The sequence below is a fragment of the Zhongshania aquatica genome (genome assembly GCF_027257955.1).
GTDB classification, from domain to species: Bacteria; Pseudomonadota; Gammaproteobacteria; order Pseudomonadales; family Spongiibacteraceae; genus Spongiibacter; species Spongiibacter aquatica.
In genome coordinates, this window is record NZ_JANZNQ010000014.1 from 65,226 (window position 1) to 82,810 (window position 17,585).

At 51.3% G+C, this 17,585-nt stretch carries 14 protein-coding genes and 2 riboswitches; of the genes, 9 read left to right on the plus strand and 5 right to left on the minus strand.

What is annotated here, in order from left to right:
• The first annotated feature begins 6 nt into the window (after window positions 1-6).
• Genes O9X78_RS14290 through O9X78_RS14315 form a run of 6 tightly spaced genes read left to right on the plus strand, consistent with a single transcriptional unit; the run spans window position 7 to window position 5,449 of the window.
• Window positions 7-1,068, plus strand: coding sequence for a Nit6803 family nitrilase (locus tag O9X78_RS14290; protein ID WP_269620389.1), 1,062 nt, complete (start codon window positions 7-9; stop codon window positions 1,066-1,068).
• Complete coding sequence (locus O9X78_RS14295; RefSeq protein ID WP_269620390.1) at window positions 1,013-2,125, plus strand: MSMEG_0568 family radical SAM protein; 1,113 nt, start codon at window positions 1,013-1,015, stop codon at window positions 2,123-2,125. The genes O9X78_RS14290 and O9X78_RS14295 overlap by 56 nt, the downstream gene beginning before the upstream one ends.
• Window positions 2,126-2,135: 10 nt before the next feature.
• Window positions 2,136-2,819 carry an MSMEG_0567/Sll0786 family nitrogen starvation N-acetyltransferase gene (locus O9X78_RS14300; protein WP_269620391.1) on the plus strand — a complete coding sequence of 228 codons (684 nt, stop codon included), beginning with the start codon at window positions 2,136-2,138 and terminating at the stop codon, window positions 2,817-2,819.
• Window positions 2,816-3,835 (plus strand): sll0787 family AIR synthase-like protein, encoded by a 1,020-nt coding sequence (locus O9X78_RS14305; protein WP_269620392.1) that lies wholly within the window; start codon window positions 2,816-2,818, stop codon window positions 3,833-3,835. Before O9X78_RS14300 ends, O9X78_RS14305 begins: the two co-directional genes overlap by 4 nt.
• Entirely contained in the window at window positions 3,823-4,110 is a 288-nt protein-coding gene (locus tag O9X78_RS14310; protein WP_269620393.1) for an MSMEG_0570 family nitrogen starvation response protein, read from the plus strand. Before O9X78_RS14305 ends, O9X78_RS14310 begins: the two co-directional genes overlap by 13 nt.
• 52 nt (window positions 4,111-4,162) lie before the next feature.
• Entirely contained in the window at window positions 4,163-5,449 is a 1,287-nt protein-coding gene (locus O9X78_RS14315) for an MSMEG_0569 family flavin-dependent oxidoreductase (protein ID WP_269620394.1), read from the plus strand.
• Between the two features lie 114 nt (window positions 5,450-5,563).
• Here O9X78_RS14315 and O9X78_RS14320 read toward each other — a convergent pair whose 3' ends face one another.
• Window positions 5,564-5,815, minus strand: coding sequence for a GlsB/YeaQ/YmgE family stress response membrane protein (locus tag O9X78_RS14320; protein WP_219044031.1), 252 nt, complete (start codon window positions 5,813-5,815; stop codon window positions 5,564-5,566).
• A 135-nt stretch (window positions 5,816-5,950) separates the two neighbouring features.
• Window positions 5,951-6,877, minus strand: a complete 927-nt coding sequence (locus O9X78_RS14325; RefSeq protein WP_269620395.1) for a LysR family transcriptional regulator — start codon at window positions 6,875-6,877, stop codon at window positions 5,951-5,953.
• Window positions 6,878-7,024: 147 nt separating this feature from the next.
• On the opposite strand from O9X78_RS14325, the gene trxA reads away from it, so the two are divergent.
• Window positions 7,025-7,342 carry a thioredoxin gene (gene trxA / locus O9X78_RS14330; RefSeq protein WP_269620396.1) on the plus strand — a complete coding sequence of 106 codons (318 nt, stop codon included), beginning with the start codon at window positions 7,025-7,027 and terminating at the stop codon, window positions 7,340-7,342.
• A gap of 50 nt (window positions 7,343-7,392) precedes the next feature.
• Here the strand turns inward: trxA and O9X78_RS14335 are convergent, their stop codons facing one another.
• Genes O9X78_RS14335 through O9X78_RS14345 form a run of 3 tightly spaced genes read right to left on the minus strand, consistent with a single transcriptional unit; the run spans window position 7,393 to window position 12,668 of the window.
• Window positions 7,393-7,698, minus strand: a complete 306-nt coding sequence (locus O9X78_RS14335) for a DUF2149 domain-containing protein (RefSeq protein ID WP_219044028.1) — start codon at window positions 7,696-7,698, stop codon at window positions 7,393-7,395.
• Window positions 7,691-8,149 (minus strand): MotA/TolQ/ExbB proton channel family protein, encoded by a 459-nt coding sequence (locus O9X78_RS14340; protein WP_269620397.1) that lies wholly within the window; start codon window positions 8,147-8,149, stop codon window positions 7,691-7,693. The genes O9X78_RS14335 and O9X78_RS14340 overlap by 8 nt, the downstream gene beginning before the upstream one ends.
• A 19-nt stretch (window positions 8,150-8,168) precedes the next feature.
• Window positions 8,169-12,668, minus strand: a complete 4,500-nt coding sequence (locus O9X78_RS14345; RefSeq protein WP_269620398.1) for a cobaltochelatase subunit CobN — start codon at window positions 12,666-12,668, stop codon at window positions 8,169-8,171.
• 115 nt (window positions 12,669-12,783) lie between these two features.
• A riboswitch (cobalamin riboswitch) is annotated at window positions 12,784-13,029 on the minus strand.
• A 163-nt stretch (window positions 13,030-13,192) separates the two neighbouring features.
• A riboswitch (cobalamin riboswitch) is annotated at window positions 13,193-13,431 on the plus strand.
• 169 nt (window positions 13,432-13,600) lie between these two features.
• Here O9X78_RS14345 and O9X78_RS14350 point away from each other — a divergent pair.
• Both O9X78_RS14350 and O9X78_RS14355 read left to right on the plus strand, forming a co-directional pair.
• Window positions 13,601-15,802, plus strand: coding sequence for a TonB-dependent receptor (locus O9X78_RS14350; protein WP_269620399.1), 2,202 nt, complete (start codon window positions 13,601-13,603; stop codon window positions 15,800-15,802).
• Window positions 15,799-17,382, plus strand: coding sequence for a PepSY domain-containing protein (locus tag O9X78_RS14355; protein WP_269620401.1), 1,584 nt, complete (start codon window positions 15,799-15,801; stop codon window positions 17,380-17,382). The genes O9X78_RS14350 and O9X78_RS14355 overlap by 4 nt, the downstream gene beginning before the upstream one ends.
• The last annotated feature ends 203 nt before the right edge of the window (window positions 17,383-17,585 follow it).

A 17,585-nucleotide genomic window follows, 5' to 3' on the forward strand; every position in this document is an offset into this window, starting at 1 on the left:
TATATCATGGCGCAGAACAAAACGATTCGCGCCGCTGCTGTTCAGCTCTCTCCAGATTTGGAGAGCGCTGAAGGTACGCTGGCTAAAGTCCTCGACACCATCGACAAAGCGGCCGCCAAGGGCGTTGAACTCATCGTGTTTCCAGAGACCTTCGTTCCGTACTATCCCTATTTTTCCTTTGTTTACCCACCGGTCGCGTCAGGGCCTGAGCATCTTCGTCTTTATGACGAGGCCGTTGTTGTGCCTGGCCCAATGACCAATGCTATTGCAGAACGCGCCCGTGCGAGAGAGATGGTGGTGGTGCTCGGTGTTAATGAGCGAGACAACGGCAGTCTGTACAACACGCAGCTGATTTTCGATGCAGATGGTGAGCTTTTATTAAAACGTCGCAAGTTAACCCCTACGTTTCACGAGCGTATGATTTGGGGGCAGGGCGATGCTTCTGGTTTAAAAGTAGCGGAAACCCGTGTCGGCCGAGTTGGCGCCTTGGCGTGTTGGGAGCATTACAATCCCTTGGCGCGTTACGCGCTAATGACACAGCACGAGGAAATTCATTGCAGTCAATTTCCTGGCTCCTTGGTTGGCCCCATATTCGCCGACCAGATTGAGGCCACTATTCGCCACCACGCTTTAGAGGCGGGCTGCTTTGTGGTGAATTCTACCGGCTGGCTAACTGACACCCAGATTCAATCTATTACTTCCGATCCTAAACTCCAGCGCGGGCTTCGCGGTGGATGTAACACCGCTATTGTTTCGCCTGAGGGCGTGCATTTGGCGACACCGTTGTTGGAAGGAGAAGGCCTTGTTATTGCCGATTTGGATATGAGGTTAATCACCAAGCGCAAACGGATGATGGATTCTGTGGGCCACTATGCCCGTCCAGAGCTGCTCAGTTTGGCAATTAATGATCATGCGAGCAGCTATAGCCGGCCGATGTTTGCCGAGCAGCCCGCTTCCCAGTCAGGCGCTAATTCAGGCGCCACTACCTTAAGTGCCACAGGAGAAGTCAGCGATGAAGGCGAAATCAACGCAGCAAATCGTCAGCGCGTCACAGCGGCTCATAACTGAACTACAAACCCAAGGTTTGCGACTTGCCGGTGGGCAGGGTGGCGCGCTTCGCCGCAAAGGCGGCGCAGGACCGAGCGATCATCAGGCGGTAACGATTGCCGATACCACCGTGATGGTACCTATTTATAGTGATGCCGCTTGGGACTCGTCTTTTTCCGTGGGTGATAACGACGGCAGACGTACCTTGAATCACGACGGTATTCCCTTGGCGGACATTACCTTCGTCAATAATCCGCGCTTTTACGATCTTCACACCGCGGACGGTATACCGTATTCCCAAATTGCTACTTTACACAGTCGTGACGTGCTTGCGACGACGGTATTGCAAACGTGTATCCGTTACGAAAGCCGTCGTAAGGCCTGCAAGTTTTGCTCAATTGGTCAGTCGCTGAGAGCTGGTCGAACGATCGCCCACAAAACGCCAGAGCAGTTGGCAGAAGTTGCTAAGGCGGCGGTCGAGCTTGATGGTATTCAGCACATGGTTATGACCACCGGTACTCCTGCGACAGCGGATCGGGGTGCAGCGGTTCTCTGTGACAGTGCGCGCGCCGTCAAAGCGGCAGTGGCGCTGCCAATTCAAGGTCAGTGTGAACCCCCTCGGGATCCAATCTGGTATCAGCGAATGAAAGACGCGGGCATTGATGCGCTGGGCATGCATTTAGAAGTGGTGACGCCAGCGCTGAGAGATGAGCTGATGCCCGGCAAGGCTGAGCTGACGCTAGAGGTTTATATGCAAGCCTTTGCCGACGCGGTAGAGGTATTCGGACGAGGACAGGTAAGCACCTATATTTTGGCAGGTCTTGGCGACAGCGAGCAGGCAATTTTAGATTGCTGTGAGCAGTTAATTGACTTGGGGGTGTACCCGTTTGTGGTGCCTTTTGTTCCTATTCGCGGCACGCCGCTGGAGGATCATCCCACGCCATCGGCGGAATTTATGGAGTCGGTATTGCAAGGCGTGGCCTCGCAATTATCCCGCGCCGGTTTGCGCTCCGCGGATATTAAAGCGGGCTGTGGGCGCTGTGGTGCGTGTTCTACCTTGTCTAAGTATGAGCACTGAGGGATTCATCATGGAAAGCCTTCATAGTAAGTTGGCCCAGCCGCATTCAGTTGATAGCCCGCGCGGACTGCATGCATTGCCGTATAGCGGTTATACGATTAAATGGGCGAGTCTCGCGTGGGAGATTTCTGAGGCACAGGCACTTCGGCGTCGCGTGTTTTGCGAAGAACAGCAGCTGTTTGAGTCCGACGATCTCGATGTGCTCGACCACGTAAATACCAAACAGAGGGCGATTAATTTAGTTGCACTGGGCAGTCTTTGCGGTTGGCACGAAGAAGTCGTGGCCACGGTGCGAATTCACCAAGAGGCACCGGGAGTTTGGTATGGTTCGCGCTTAGCGGTAGATAAGAAATTTAGACGCCAAGGGCAGCTCGGCGCAAGCTTGATTAAGCTTGCGGTATCCAGTGCCCATGCGCTCGGCTGCAACTTATTTTTAGCCAATGTGCAGTTACAAAATGAAAGCCTGTTCACGCGTCTTCATTGGCAGCGAATTGGCACGAATGTGTTGCGCGACCAAGAGCACGCATTGATGCGTGCCGATTTAGATTTCTATCCACCGTGTCGCACCCCTTACAGCGGCTTTATGGTGCGCGGACGCGGTGCTCGAACGTCAACTGCAGAACTCGCTCCCAGTTTGTTATCAATTTCTGCGCCAAAAAATCCACGTTTCAGCGCTGAAGGGGCGTCATTATGAGCCTTCGTCAATTATTAGATCAGGTTTATCGGCACGCCGGAATTGCTCATAAACGTGATATCAGTGTTTTGACGCCTTATATGCCAGCGCTACCTACTGGGCTGCATCCCAATGGTGATGACACCGCGGCATTGCCTCACCCCTACGGCCATACCCTTTTTGCCATAGAGGGGTTTATTGAAGAGTTTGTCGAACACGATCCTTGGTTTGCTGGCTGGTGTGGGGTAATGGTTAACGTTAGTGATATTGCAGCGATGGGCGGTCGACCCAACGCTATCGTGAATGCCATTTGGGACAAGGGCGGAAGCAAGGCTGAATTACTCATGCAAGGCATGCGTGATGCTGCCAATGCATTTGGTGTGTCGATTGTTGGTGGGCACACCAATCTGCGCGCTAATCAAACTCAATTGGCAGTGGCAATTCTTGGTCATGCGAACAATGTGTTAAGTAGCTTTGCTGCACGTCCGGGGCAGGCATTGGTCGCGGCAATTGATCTGCGCGGTAAATACCGTCCGCCGTTTCTAAATTGGGACGCCGCAACATTTGCGCCGCCTGAGCGACTGCGCGGCGATATCAGCCTGTTGTCGGAGATTGCGGACAAACAACTGGCTAGCGCCGCCAAGGATATAAGTCAGGCAGGTTTACTTGGCACCACGGTCATGCTGCTCGAATGTTCGGGTGTTGGCGCTGAAATTAATCTCAATACTATCCCTCGTCCAGACGGTGTGGCTTGGTCAGATTGGTTGTGTAGTTTCCCCAGCTTTGGTTATTTGCTTGCCACTGATCACGCTAACGTGCCCGAGCTATTGGGTACGTTTAGCGGCCGAGGTATTTGCGCCGCGGAAATTGGCCGGATTGTTCGCGAGCCCATGCTAAATCTAAGAGACGGCGATGAATACGAAACCTTTTGGAATTTGAATTCGTCATCGTTGATGGGTTTGGGTCGAGGCGCTTATCGCGTTGACGAAACTAAAAAATCCCTTACTAAGCAGGAGGACTATCCATGCCCGCTTTGAATTTTAAGGTTCGCTGGCCGGACGGCAGTATTGATGTTTGTTACTCACCTTCCACCGTCTTGCATCAGTACCTAAAAGAAACACAGTGTTACAGCGTGAGTGACTTCTTAACACGAGCGCGGAGCGCGCTGAATGAAGCCAGTGCGCGAGTTGAGCGCAAATACGGCTACCAATGTAGCAGCGCCATGGATCAACTCAGCCGCATAAACATGAAGGCCGCGACGTTTAATCAAGACGACGATGGCCGCGTCGAAATTATTAGCATTACGCCGTAATACCTTAAGCAAATTATTTACATAGCGATTCTTACATTTTAGAGGCACAGACATGGGTACTTCAGCGACGTCTATTAAACACATCCCCGTCATTATCGTTGGTGGTGGGCAGGCGGGTTTGTCCGTCAGTCATTACTTGCAGGAACATAGTATTGAGCACATTGTGTTTGAGCGTAAGTCCCTAATGCATAGCTGGAAGAGCCAGCGCTGGGACTCGTTTACACTAGTAACGCCAAACTGGCAGTGCGATTTGCCGGGTCACCCTTATGATGGTGATGATCCGCTAGGTTTTATGAAACGGGACGAGATTGTTGACTACTTGCAGCGCTTTGCCGACAAAGTAAAACCGCCGGTCCGTGAAGGTGTGACCGTTGATCGAATATCCGTGAATGCCGACGGTGTTTACGATGTAGCGACAAGTGTCGGCAACTACAAGTGTGATCATGTAGTGATAGCTTCTGGTGGCTATCAAGCTCCGATTATCCCGCGCATGGCAGAAAAACTTCCCGAGACACTGTTTCAAATGCACTCCGTACAATATAAAAATCCTGAGCAGCTACCCGATGGCGTAGTACTTGTGGTTGGATCAGGGCAGTCGGGTGCGCAAATCGCGGAAGATCTTCATTTAGCCGGACGTAAAGTAATTCTCGCCACCGGTAATGCGCCACGAGTGGCCCGTCAGTATCGAGGTAAAGATGTGGTGGAATGGCTACATGAAATGGGGTACTACGATGTATCCGTTGAGCAGCACCCGCTAAGAGAGGGGGTGCGCGACAACACGAACCACTACGTTACAGGGCGAGATGGTGGACGCGAAATCGATCTGCGTCGCTTCGCTAAGGAGGGTATGGAACTCTATGGTTTGATGACGGGTTTTGACGGAGAAAACCTTATATTTAAAAAAAATCTCGCTGCAAATCTTGATAGTGCCGACAACACCTATCGCAATATCAACAGTCGCATTGATACTTGGATAGAAGAGCAGGGCATTGAGGCACCCACGGTAGAACCCTATCAGCCAGTATGGCAACCGGCATTCGAGCGCGATAAGTTAGACCTAGCAGAAGCCGGTATCGGCAGTGTGATTTGGTGTATTGGTTACCGGCCAGACTTTGGGTGGTTAGATGCGCCGGTCTTTAACGGCATGGGGCATCCTGTCCATAAGCGTGGAGTGAGTTCGCAAGCTGGATTGTACTTTATTGGTTTGCCTTGGCTTCATACTTGGGGGTCGGGACGGTTCTCTGGCGTAGCGAGAGATGCTGAATTCCTAGTGCGATGCATTAAGGAGAAAGTAAGGGTTAACAGCGACTGTGAGGAATCAGTTGAGATAGTGAGCTGACGCTGAGACATTACGGTGTGTAGAAATAGTTAAAAACGGAGCTGGGGAGTACTCTTTCAGACATGGAAAATGTCCGTTGCTAACGAGTACTCCTCTTCGGTTGTGAATCGCTAGTTAAGCGCTTTTAATAAGCCGAATAATGTAAATTAAAATAATAGCGCCGGCGGTGGAGGTGGCGATGGAGCCGATCAAGCCGCCAGCTGCAATGCCGAAAAAGCTAAATACATAGCCGCCGACAACCGCGCCGACCACACCGACAATGATATTGCCGATCAGGCCAAAGCCGCCGCCTTTCATGATTTTGCCAGCTAACCAACCGGCTAGGGCGCCAATCGCTAAGAAAATAATCAATCCCTGTGCATCCATCGTGTCACCTCTATTTTTAGAATCGCTAAACGTTACACAGTGTTAGGTGTGTAAATGGTGTTTTTGTTCAACAGCCACAATAGCACCTTATGCTACTAAGTCTTGCTGTGTTTTTTGATTCTGCCATTCAAGCCCTTACTCTGCTGCGCAGTGGCTGCATTTTGCCCACTCTTCTTGAACGACTTTTTCCAGTAAATTTCGCAGCCAAATTAAGCCTAAATCTCGATCTAGACGGGTGTGCCATACCAGGTACACAGGGCTAGCTTCAATATCCAGAGGTGGTTCGGTAATCCAAAGGTCTGAACTGAATTGCGGGCCACCGGCCACCATCTGTGGCACCACCGCGATTAAATCGCTGTTGAGTAACAGTTTGGGTACAGCGGAAAAATGGTTGACGGTCATCGCCACCCGCCGACGTTTTTCCAAGCGCTGCAGGGCTTGGTCGACATTGCCGCGCGGGTCGCCAGATTGCGACACCAATAAATGTTTGGCCGCTAAGAAATCGTCCATGGTGATGGCTTTGCCTGCCAGGGGGTGGTCTTTGCGCATCACTAGCTTGTAGGTGTTTTGGTATAGCGGGATTGAGCGCAGGCTGCGGTCATGTTGGCTCAATGGCCCAAGACCGATATCAATGCGCGCCTCGCGGAGTTGTTCAATGACGCCCATACGAGTATAGGGCACTGCATACAGGTCAACATCCGGCGCAAGCGCGGCAACCTGACAGCTAAACGGTAGCCAGTATAAATCGACGGATAAATCCGCGATGGCAATGCGAAACTGGCGGTGCGACTGAGCGGGATCAAAACCCCGTGATTCCAGCGCCGACGACAGTTGTTGAATCGGGTCGCGCACCTGCGCCCACAAACTTTGCGCAAAGGCGGTGGGTTCAATCTGACGGCCCTTTTTAACAAACACGGGGTCCTTCCAAATATCCCGCATACGGGCAATGGCATTCGACACCGCTGGCTGCGACATCGCTAAACGCTGACCGGCGCGGGTTACCGAGCCTTCGGTCATGATGGCGTCGAAGACTTGCAGCAGGGTGAGTTCTTGGCTCTTCATCGTGTCTGCGCTCGGTATGCAAATGCGTCTGTTAATTCATCATAATTTATGATGAGTGGTATATCTACGAACAATTTTTAATCATGTCAGCTGGCGCTCATAGTGACTCCCGTAAACGAATGACTTAAAACGAACAGGAGAAGTGATATGTCATTAATTCAGAAACTTCAGGAACAGAACTTTAACGAGGCGATCAGCAGTGGCCCTGTGTTGGTAGACTTTTGGGCGGAGTGGTGTGGGCCATGTAAGATGATGAATCCGGTGCTTGAGAACTTGGCTGGGGAATTTGACGGCTCGCTGGCTATCGCAAAACTCAATGTTGATGACAGCCCTGAAATTGCCCAGCGCTACAATGTGCGCGGTATTCCGACCTTGCTGTTGTTTAACAACGGTGAGCTGGTAGCTCAAAGGACTGGTGCCGCATCGCAACAGCAGGTGAAAGCGTTTATTGAACAATCCTTATAAACGCGAATTTACAAAAGCCCGCAGCGCATTACTCAGGCGCTGCGGATTTTTTATTCTCCAATTAAAATCAATTTGCCTGTCTCTGGGTCGCGATAGACCTGTCCTAGTGCTTCGTAGCCGTCGCCGTTTTGAAGTTTGTCTTGCACGGTTTTTGGCACTGTCGGCAGCTCTTTGCCGAGGCTAATATCTTTATTAATTTTTTCCGTACTGAAATGCTGCTGTAAGTCTGGGCTAAACGATACCAGCGCGGCAATCAAACCACAGGCAAACACCAAAATAATATCGACCAAATTGGCCATGGGGCCGAGGGGGTCTTCGTCGGATTCTAAAAACTCACTGTCGCGCCACTTATCCATGTTGGCCGATCTCCGTGCTATTCAGTTGATGAATCGCTTGGTCGTACCAGCGGCGGCGTAGCCGACCCAACACAAAGCCAATCATACCTGCCAGCAAGCCGATAACCGTGGTGTCAAAGGCCACGGTCATCGCGGTGGTTAATATCCGCAGCTCACCATCACCCAGCGCCGCTAAACCGGGGCCGAGGGGAATCAGTGTTCCCATCAGTCCCAGCATCGGCGCTAGGCGGGTGAGGAAATCGGCCCGTTCAATGCGGCGCTTACCGGCGTGTAACAAGGCCTCACGATTGCCGGTGTCGCGCAGGCGAGCAATGCCGCCAAAGCGCTCACTGATGCTAATACCTATTTCATAAATGGCGAGGCCAACAAAAAATAGCAGGGCCCAAATCACCGGCGTTAAAAGTAGCGAGGTGATCTGGTGCATGATTCCCAGAGAAATACCTGAAAACATGAATTACTCTCCGTTCTCGTTACTTATTACCAGTGTGGCGACCACGCCATAAACCACCGAGCAAAATCAGTACGCCAAGTGCGATTAGCCACGGCAGATAGTTTGATACGTCTGTCTGTCTGGAATTATCACTGCTGTCAGCATCACTACTTTCGGCTGAACTGTTTTGCGATGCAGCTTGCTCGGCTGCGTCAGCGGCTAGCGAAATTTCTTGTATATGAGTTGGCGACACATCGCTACTGTTCGCGGCATTGATGTCTGCGTCGGCCATGCGGCTTTTCGCTAACACGGACTCTAACTGCGCGGCTTTCTCGGCAGAGAGTTGGGATTTCACCAAGTCATACATTGGGTGGCGAGCGTGGGTGTGACCGCTGCCGGGGTTGCCGTGCTCGATAATATTGTTGGCAAATTGCTCCGCCAATTGCTTGGTGGTGTCGGCGTCGGCCTTCCAAAATCCTTTGTCGATGGCTACTAACATCACCGCTAAAATATTGCTTTGCACATAGCGGTTATTGTCGTCGGCTAAAAACTCATCCAAACCTAGTTCTTGGGCATCGTCTATGTAAACCGCTTTTACTTCTTCCCACACGCGGTCATTGATAATCTCTGGGCTTGTCACCTGCCAACCCCACAAATATTCAATAAACTCGCTGCCCATGGTGCGTGCGCCGGAATAGCCTTCGTTCATCAGCGGTTTAATCCATTGCGGATTAAAGAAGCGGCCGCGGAGCTCTGAGAGCAGGGCGTCGTGGAGCGCGTCTATTTGCAGATTGCGATTATCGGCGTGATTGATGACGGCGCTGGCGGGAATCTTACCGCTCACGGTTTCTACCGCCAAATTAAAGCCGCCCAAATAGTCGAAGGCATCGTTATTATCGATCAAACCGTAGAGGTTGCTGGCCCGACCCAAGAAGGTTTGCGATACGCCTTTGAGCTGGCGTTCAAACACGTCTTGGGCGGATTCGCCCTGCATGCCCGCACCGTAGGCGTGGCCCATACGTTTAATAAATACCTCAGCCAATTCGCTGCGATCTTGCCACGCGCCACTGCGCTCTACTAAGCGGTTAATACCCGCACCGTAGGCGCCGGGAGCAATACCAAATACCCGCAAGCTGGCTTGGCGACCAAGTTCTTTGGCCTCTATGGCGGGGTTGGCCGCCAATAATTCGCGGGCTTCGTTTACCCAGTTGTTGGCAAATTGATTTTGTTCTAGCGACTCATTCCCGCCCTGTTCATCGGTGCCGAGTGGGGCGAGGGCCTCACGTAGGGCAAGGCTCAGCGCGGGGTAGTCGTGGCTGATAAGATCGCGACTGGCATCCAGTGCCATTAAGCCTGCTTTATCGAGCAGTAATAAATGCTCACCGTAAAGATCTCTGAATAGGCCGGAGGTGGTGAACAACACATCTAAGCGCGCGGGCTGATCTGGGCCAAGTGGTATGCGCTCTAATCCTTTAATTATGCCGCGACTATTCCATATCGGTTTTACACCCAGCAGTTTCATACCAAAGGCAATCATGGCGCCTTCGTCGCGCACCGCGTCAGAGGCCCATAAAATAATGCCCTGTTTATTATTGCTGGTGTCGACATTGGCAATGGCAACCCCGGACTCGCCGCTCAGTACTTTGGCGGCCAGCGCATTGCCCACATCAAAGCCGACGCGGGTCGGCAACAAGCTGCCATCTAGCGCATAAAAATTGCGACCGGTGGGTAAAGACTCCGGTGTGCGAATGGGGTCATTGCCTTTGCCTGGTGCCACAAAGCGGCCATTCAGGCCGTTGAGCAGAGCGCTCATTTCGGCAGCAGGAGAGACGACTAATTTTTTGCGCCAGTCGGCTTCACGTCGTTTACTCTCTTGGGTGTTGCCGTTGTTGTCACCCTGTAGCATCGACGCAATCATGGTGTCGACCGCTTCACGTTGCCAGTCGCGACCAAACACGTGCAGTCCCAGCGGCATAAAGCTCTCTTGTAGCTTGGTTAGGTAGTGGCCAACTTCATGTAGCAGAAACGCGTCGTCGGTCTCTTCAAAACCAATACCGCGTACTTGCAGTTCTTCGTCCATGCTGGCGATGAGTTCGTCGCGCAAATTGGTTTCGTCTATTTTTTCACGTAGGGCTTTTACGGCGCGGGCGCGGGTCTCGGCATCGCTCGCCGCTTCGGCGCTTTCAATTAGCTGACGTATTTCCAGTAGCGCGTCATACAACTCGGTGGCGGCCAATGGCGGAGTAAGGTGATCGACCATGACCGCAAGGCCGCGCCTTTTGGCTTGTATGCCTTCGCCCACGCCATCGACGATATACGGGTAAACGCTGGGTAAATCGCCAACCGCAATGCTGGGGTAGTCGTTTTCGCTTAGACCCACACTGCGTTTTGGCAGAAATTCATAGGTGGAATGACGACCCACGTGCACCAGTGCATCGGCTTTGAATATATCTTTTAAATAATGATAAAAGCCCAGATATTGATGCGGCGGCGGAAAGGATAAATTGGCGTGCAGCAATTCTTCATTAATTTCCCAGCCCCGCGGCGGTTGCGGGCCTAAAAACACATTGCCGAATTGCACGCCGGGAATCAGCATTTTATCCTGCCATACCATCACTCGGCCCGGCGCGTCGCCCCAACCGCGAATACCTTCAATGCCCATATTGATTGACGCCTTCACCAGGGCTTGGCTGGCTCGCCAGTCGGGGCGGCCACCTTCTGTGCTGGCGCGGCTAATGACGGCTTTATATTCGGCTTCGGTTTGCGCCAGCAGGTCCAAGGCTCTCGCGCGGCCTGCGTCGCGGACGCCGTCGAGGGCGTGCTGTAAATCGCTGATGGTGTTGCTCATGCGGGCGCTGATTAAGGCCAAGCGCGACTGGCGCTCGGTCACCGAGCCTAAGGCGGATGCGGCGTCAACTTGTTCTTGCAACCACACTTGTAGTTCGCCCAGCGGGCCGTTCACCATTTCAGCTTGAACAACCTTTGGTAGAGTAGCGAACCAGATCTGATAATCCTTGGCGCTAATGGTATTGATTTGCTCAGCCATGGCCGACAGCGCAGCGCGGTCATCGGGCAGGTTCACGCCCTTTGCTTGCAATAGGTCTAATAAGCCCTCGGCGTCTTTAGGTAGTGGGCCGGTTTTATAGCCTGCTGCTTTTAGAGCGCGCAGCATCTCTAATAAGCTGCCTGGCACATTAAGATTGTCGGCACCAATATTGTGGCGACCTGGCGGGTGGTTGTAATACACCACGCCAATGCGTTTGTCGGCATTGGCTTTTTCTTGCAAGCTCATCCAGCGTGCCAAGCGCTGGGTTTGGCGTTTTACTTCATTAGCCAGGGGTTTACTGCGATACACACTGCCACCCGTTAGCGGGTCGATTCCTGTGGGTTCCGCCAGTGCTAACACTTGGGGTTGCGACACGCCCTGCAGTTCGGGCATGGCCACGCGGTAGTGCACAGAATCCCGGGGAATACCCTCTGGCGATAAGTCCCACTCGGCCTCTGACCATTCGCTGAGGCGAATGGCTTTTAATACCGGCAGGTTTAATTCGCTGAGTAATTGGGTGATGGTCTCGCGCCCCTCACCGCCACCAATCACAAAATCTTGTATGGTGACAATCGCCGCCGGCGTGCCCGTTAAGGAGCCGCGCATAATGCGGTGAATCGTTTCAACGGCATTCACACTTGGCTCACCCCAGCCGGCTAAAATCGACACGCACTGCCAGTGCTTGGTCTGGCAGAGTTGCTCGTGTAAATCCCAGTCGCCAGAAATGTCGCCACCGTCGTGGTCGAGAATCCATAGGGTGCGGCGCATCGGTTTTAAGGTCTTGCTCAGTTCGTCAGCGCTCAGCCAATTAGCGGCATCGTTTTTATAAGTCGCAAATCGAAGGGGCGCAACCTCAGTAGCGGGCTCGGCTTGCCTGCCTGCACTGAGTATAAAATTAAATAATTTAGCGGTGTTGTCTACCGAGCGGTTAACCCAATAAGAGCGGGCCTGCAGCCAGTCCGCATAGCGCGGTGCTGCTTTTTGTTTGGCGGCGAGAGCATCGCCGGTGCTGACACTATCGCGGTCGCCGACGATCTCTTCCGGCATCTCTTTGGCAAAAATATCCCCGTTGCGATCCCGTTGCAGCGCCATTAATTTGCGGTCGCTATGCAAAACCGTGCGCAGCTGAGTTGCGGGGAAGTGTTGGTTTAGTAGTCGATCTACCGATTCGCCAAATACCGCAATCATCAACAAGGTTTGGCTGCTGGCGATAAGATTCTGTAATTCCTCGTCTTCCATCGCAATCACTTGGCTAACTGTGCGGATGCGGATCTGCACATTGTTATTGTGTTGAATGACTTGATGGGCACCGGCGATAAGCGTTGGCGCAGATCGATCAGACACAATGGCCGTTAAGGTGGTGGCTGTTGCTGCATGGCTATTGCCCGCGCAGATAAAACTGAGTAGTGCTATCAGCAAAAAAATGAAAGGAGATGAAATGGTTTTTTTATTCCCGTGGCTGCGGAAATGAGTGGCCGATAAAATACTAGACATTAAAATGCATCCCGCCGTAGCTCGCCCGCATACGACTAATAAGGTGATTAACTGATAAGCGCGGGAATAGCAGGCGTCAGCCACGGCTGAAGCAAGCGTCGACACCCCGTCGCGCATTATCCTGTTATTTCAGGCCGGTCTCCGGACTCACAAAGTGCTGACACATCAGCGCGATCATTTCGCCTTCCCACGTAAAACGCAGTGGCTGCCAGCTTGTGTGAAAGCCAGCGGAAAGATCTTCTCTGCTTACCGTTGCGGGGGCAGTACAGGCATTGCAATGCTGTTTAGCAGCGCGCACCTGTTTCCCGTTTCACCTCTGTGTGCAGAAACACACGCGGGCACCTGAAACATCGGCGCAAAGCATACCTTGTGGCGGCGGGGAGTCAAGTTACGCATTAACCTTGTGTTGGGCGTTGCCGTCGTCAACAGCAATTTTTTGCAGCATAAAACGACAATTAATCACGCCTTGTATTTGACGGGTATTATAAAAAACGGTAGATTCCGCCGCGTTGCTAAAGTCTGATAGTAGATTATGAACAACGGGTTCCCGCAACCTTTCTGGTTCGGGATTAATCGGGAAGTTGGTGCGTATTCTGTTTTGCAGATGCCAAGCCAACACTGCCCCCGCAACGGTAAATGAGCGAGTCACGTATTTTGTGGCTCTAATACAAAACCATTTAGCCACTGTGCTGATTTCAGCATGGGAAGGCGGTTTTGTTAATGCCTCATGAGTCCGGAGACCGGCCCGCTGTTAAGCAAAAAAACCACGGAGGGTGGTTGTGCTGGTGCTGGTCGTGCGGATGCCCGACTCTGTCCTGCCTATTTATCCTTTGTGGAATGTTATTGATGCGCTAAACGCCAAAAATATTTTTGGCGGATTCACCGCGCCTCTTATTTCCATATGCCCGGGGTTGGGCTTTTGAGGATTGCCAATGAAATATCTCCTTATTATTCCTGCAATATGTTCTGTGTTACCCGCTTTTGCCGCGGATGAACTATCTTCCAAAGAAAAATATCAGCTTACCGAACACATACTCGTTACTGGTAATCGATATCAAACATCGCTTGCACTAGACAAGGCCGCTGAAACTGGCTCGCGACTTAACATACCTCTGCGTGAACTACCTGCTAGTGTGTCGGTGATAAGTCAAGAGATGATCCAAAAGCTCGGTGCTCGCACCACGATGGAGGCGGTAGAATCAGCTGTTGGCATGATGGGTGGCACGGGTGTTGGATCAATTCCCGGCTATTCCACGCGCGGATTTACCAGCAACGACATCACTATTTTGCGCGACGGCGTACGTCAAAATACAAACTCTCAATCAGCTCGCCCACTCGATAGTTTTATGTTTGATCGAGTTGAAGTGCTTAAAGGTCCGGCCTCGCTGTTGCATGGCGAAGGGGCCGTCGGTGGCGCAATTAACTACGTGAGCAAAATGCCGACCGAGACCTTTAGTGGTGAAGCACTCATTAGCGCTGGTTCTTGGGATAGCTACCGCACAGCGATTGGCGTTGGCGGTCCTTCAGCGATTGAGAATCTTTACTATCGCGCTGATGTCTCTCGCAATAGCAGTGGTGGTTATGTGCACGGCAGTGATTCTAGCTACGACGCCTATGGCGCAAGTCTTTTGTGGACGCCCATGGAAGCAGTTCGATTCACGCTAAGCGGCAGCTATTTTGAAGACGATGTGGAAAGTTACTACGGCACACCGGTAATTTATGACGCGGTAGTGAATGAGAATGGAGTCACAGAGGTGCGGCCTGCAAATACCGGCACCGACCGTTTAGTTAATGCGCGAGTACCAAAGGGAATTCGACGTAATAACTACAATAATCTCGATAATTTCGCCCGTGCCGAAAACGGCTATGGCCGCTTGATCAGCGAAATTACGCTGAGTGATAACTGGGAACTTCGCAATGAAATGTATCTGGCCACCCAAAAATTGGATTGGCGAAATACTGAAAAAACGGTTTGGAATCCCGTCACAGAAATGATCGACAGAAGCAGTTTTTTTCTTATTTATCGTGACGACACGCAAGTCGGTAATCGACTCGACTTCCGCTGGAACGGAGAGTGGTTGGGGCGCGAAAACCAATTCGTAATTGGTACTTTGTATGATCACAATAACCAAAATCGAAATAGCGGACAGAGCTATACCAACTCACCCGATCCAGCCAGTGTGCCGCTCTCCAATTTTGATCGCGGTTATGGCCCCGATGTCTCACCGCAAAGAACGACCAAAATTATTACTCAAACTAGCGCATTTTATATTGAAGATATCCTGGACCTTAGCGAAAAACTTAAGTTGATCGGTGGTTTGCGTTACGACGCCATTGAGCTTGAGCGAAAGTCTTATGTCGGCATCGACAAATACAAAAAAACCTATTATCCGCTAACTGGACGTATTGGCTCGGTATATAGCCTAAGTCCTGATGTGAATCTTTACGCTAGCTATAGTCGTGCAGCGCAACCGGTATCACAATTAGTTAGTTTGAGCGCCAGTAACGATGAGTTCAGTTTACAAAAAGGCGAGCAATTTGAAGTCGGCGCCAAGGCAAGTCTACAAGGCGGTAATTTGGATGTGACGCTGGCATTCTTCGACATCGAAAAAAATGACATTCTCACCTCTGACATCGTTGATGGTGTGCGGCTTAATTCGCAAATCGGATCGCAGATTTCGCAGGGGGTTGAATTAGCGAGTTCCTGGAAACTGCCTTCAGCATGGCGTATAGACGCTAATTTAGCGTGGAACTGGAAAGCTGAGTACGACGAGTTTAACGAAAATAGAGGTGACACGGTGGTGTCGCGAAGCGGCAATACACCGCCAAATGTCGCGGAGTGGGTTGCGGGCTTATATGTTAACAAACAACAAGGAAACTGGCAGTTTAATAGTGGTGTGCGCTATGTCGGTGAGCGCGAAGCCAATAACAATAATGGTATTCAGTTAGATGCCTATATAACGATTGACGCTGGCCTTAGTTACTACTGGAACCAATATACCCTAACGCTTCGTGGCCGCAATTTAAGTGATGAAGTCTACGCGCCGTGGGCATCAGCTGGCGGGCTAACGCAACGCTTCGCCGATCCTCGCAGTGTGGAACTCAGCGTGCATTATCGGTTTGCAGACCGATGAGTGTTAAGCGCACACGCCGGCTGGGACCGTTGCAGTGGAAGTGGTGGAAGCGCCAAATATTTCTGCTGCACCGCTGGCTGGGTATTGTTTTATGTTTATTTTTTGCAGCCTGGTTTGTCAGCGGTATATTCATGATGTACGTAGAATATCCGCAGCTAGACAAACAGGAGCGCTTGTCTGGCGCTCAAGCTCTCAATTTTTCTACCGCCGGTATTAATGCTGCTGAGGCGGTAGCAAAGCTTAGCGCTGCAGATTATGAGTGTAACGCGACTCTGCGGGAAATCCTGTGTTCACCTAGCGCCAGCCCAGCGGTGCCGATTATTGCTGAGCGTGTACGATTAGCGATGTTACTGGGGCGCCCAGTGTACTATGTAAAAGCGCTTGGCACTGCACGGTCACGCGGTGTCTTTGCCGACAATGGCGAGATTCTCGAAATTGCCAATAGCACGTTAGGCGAACGAGTATCACAAAATTTCTATTCGCGATTGCATGGCAATAGCATTTCTCCTCAAGTACATTTTTTGGGGATGGTACAAACTGATCAATGGACCTTGTCATCGAGTTTGAATGCCCATCGACCATTGCTGCATTTTGCCCTTGAGGACGATAAACGTACGGAATTGTATGTTTCTTCTACCACCGCTGAAGTTGTTAGAGACAGCAGTAAAAACGAACGTGTATTGAATTATTTTGCCGCAGTAACGCATTGGTTATATCCCACGGTATTACGCAAATTTCCAAACGCGTGGGCCTGGGTAGTGGATATAGTAGCTTCTCTAGGTGTGCTGTTATCGATTACTGGCTTGTGGATAGGATGGTTGCGTTGGAAGCGCAAACCTAAACCCGGTAAACCTGCGATTCCATATAAAGGGATAATGCGCTGGCACTATATTACTGGCGTCTTGTTTGGCGTAGTCACACTGACGTGGGTGTTCAGCGGTTTACTGTCGATGAATCCAGGAAAATATAACCCTTCGCGGTCACCAAACTCCGAGCAGCGACAATTGTTCACGGGCACTGAACAACCGGTATTAGTTGATGCCTTTCCTTTACTCTCGCCACGTTTCCCAAAAACGGCGGTTTCGGCGGAGCTTGTTCATTTCAATGGTCGCGCCTTATACCGCATTGTGAATAGAAATGGCCGACAGCAACAACTAGACGCGTTGACCGGGGAAGAGTTTATAGCGGATGTCGATGTGCTAAAAAGACTTGCACGCAAACTCGTGCCTGAAGAAGACATTATCAGTATTGATCTTATGAAGAACTACGATAATTACTACTTCAGTCGTCACCCAGAGCGCGGCGGAAAACCACTGCCAATATTGCGCGTGATCTTTGGCGACGACGACAACACGTGGTTTCACATTGATAGTACAAGCGGCGAGTTGCTCGAGAAAAGTACGTCGGTAAACCGTGTATACCGTTGGTTGTATAACGGCTTGCACTCCTGGGATATTCTTTGGTTGTGGGAGCGTCGACCACTTTGGGATATTGCAGTAATCGGCTTCTCCTTGGGTGGTTTCAGCCTGTCCTCACTGGGAGTTGTGGTGGGATGGCGTCGGCTTAGGCAAAGCGTTTGAGCCTAGGTGGGGGGAGTATTGACCCCGCCTAGACAGGTGATTTTTTAATCTGACGGAACTGTAACGACCATTCTAGATTTGGACAGAAATAAAATCATCGAAGTATGGTTCAATGAATATGTTAAGTGACGAAGATGGATATGCCACAGATGTTTATGCCGCTTCACTCACATCTTGGTGGGACTTCCAGTCGTTGGGTTTCG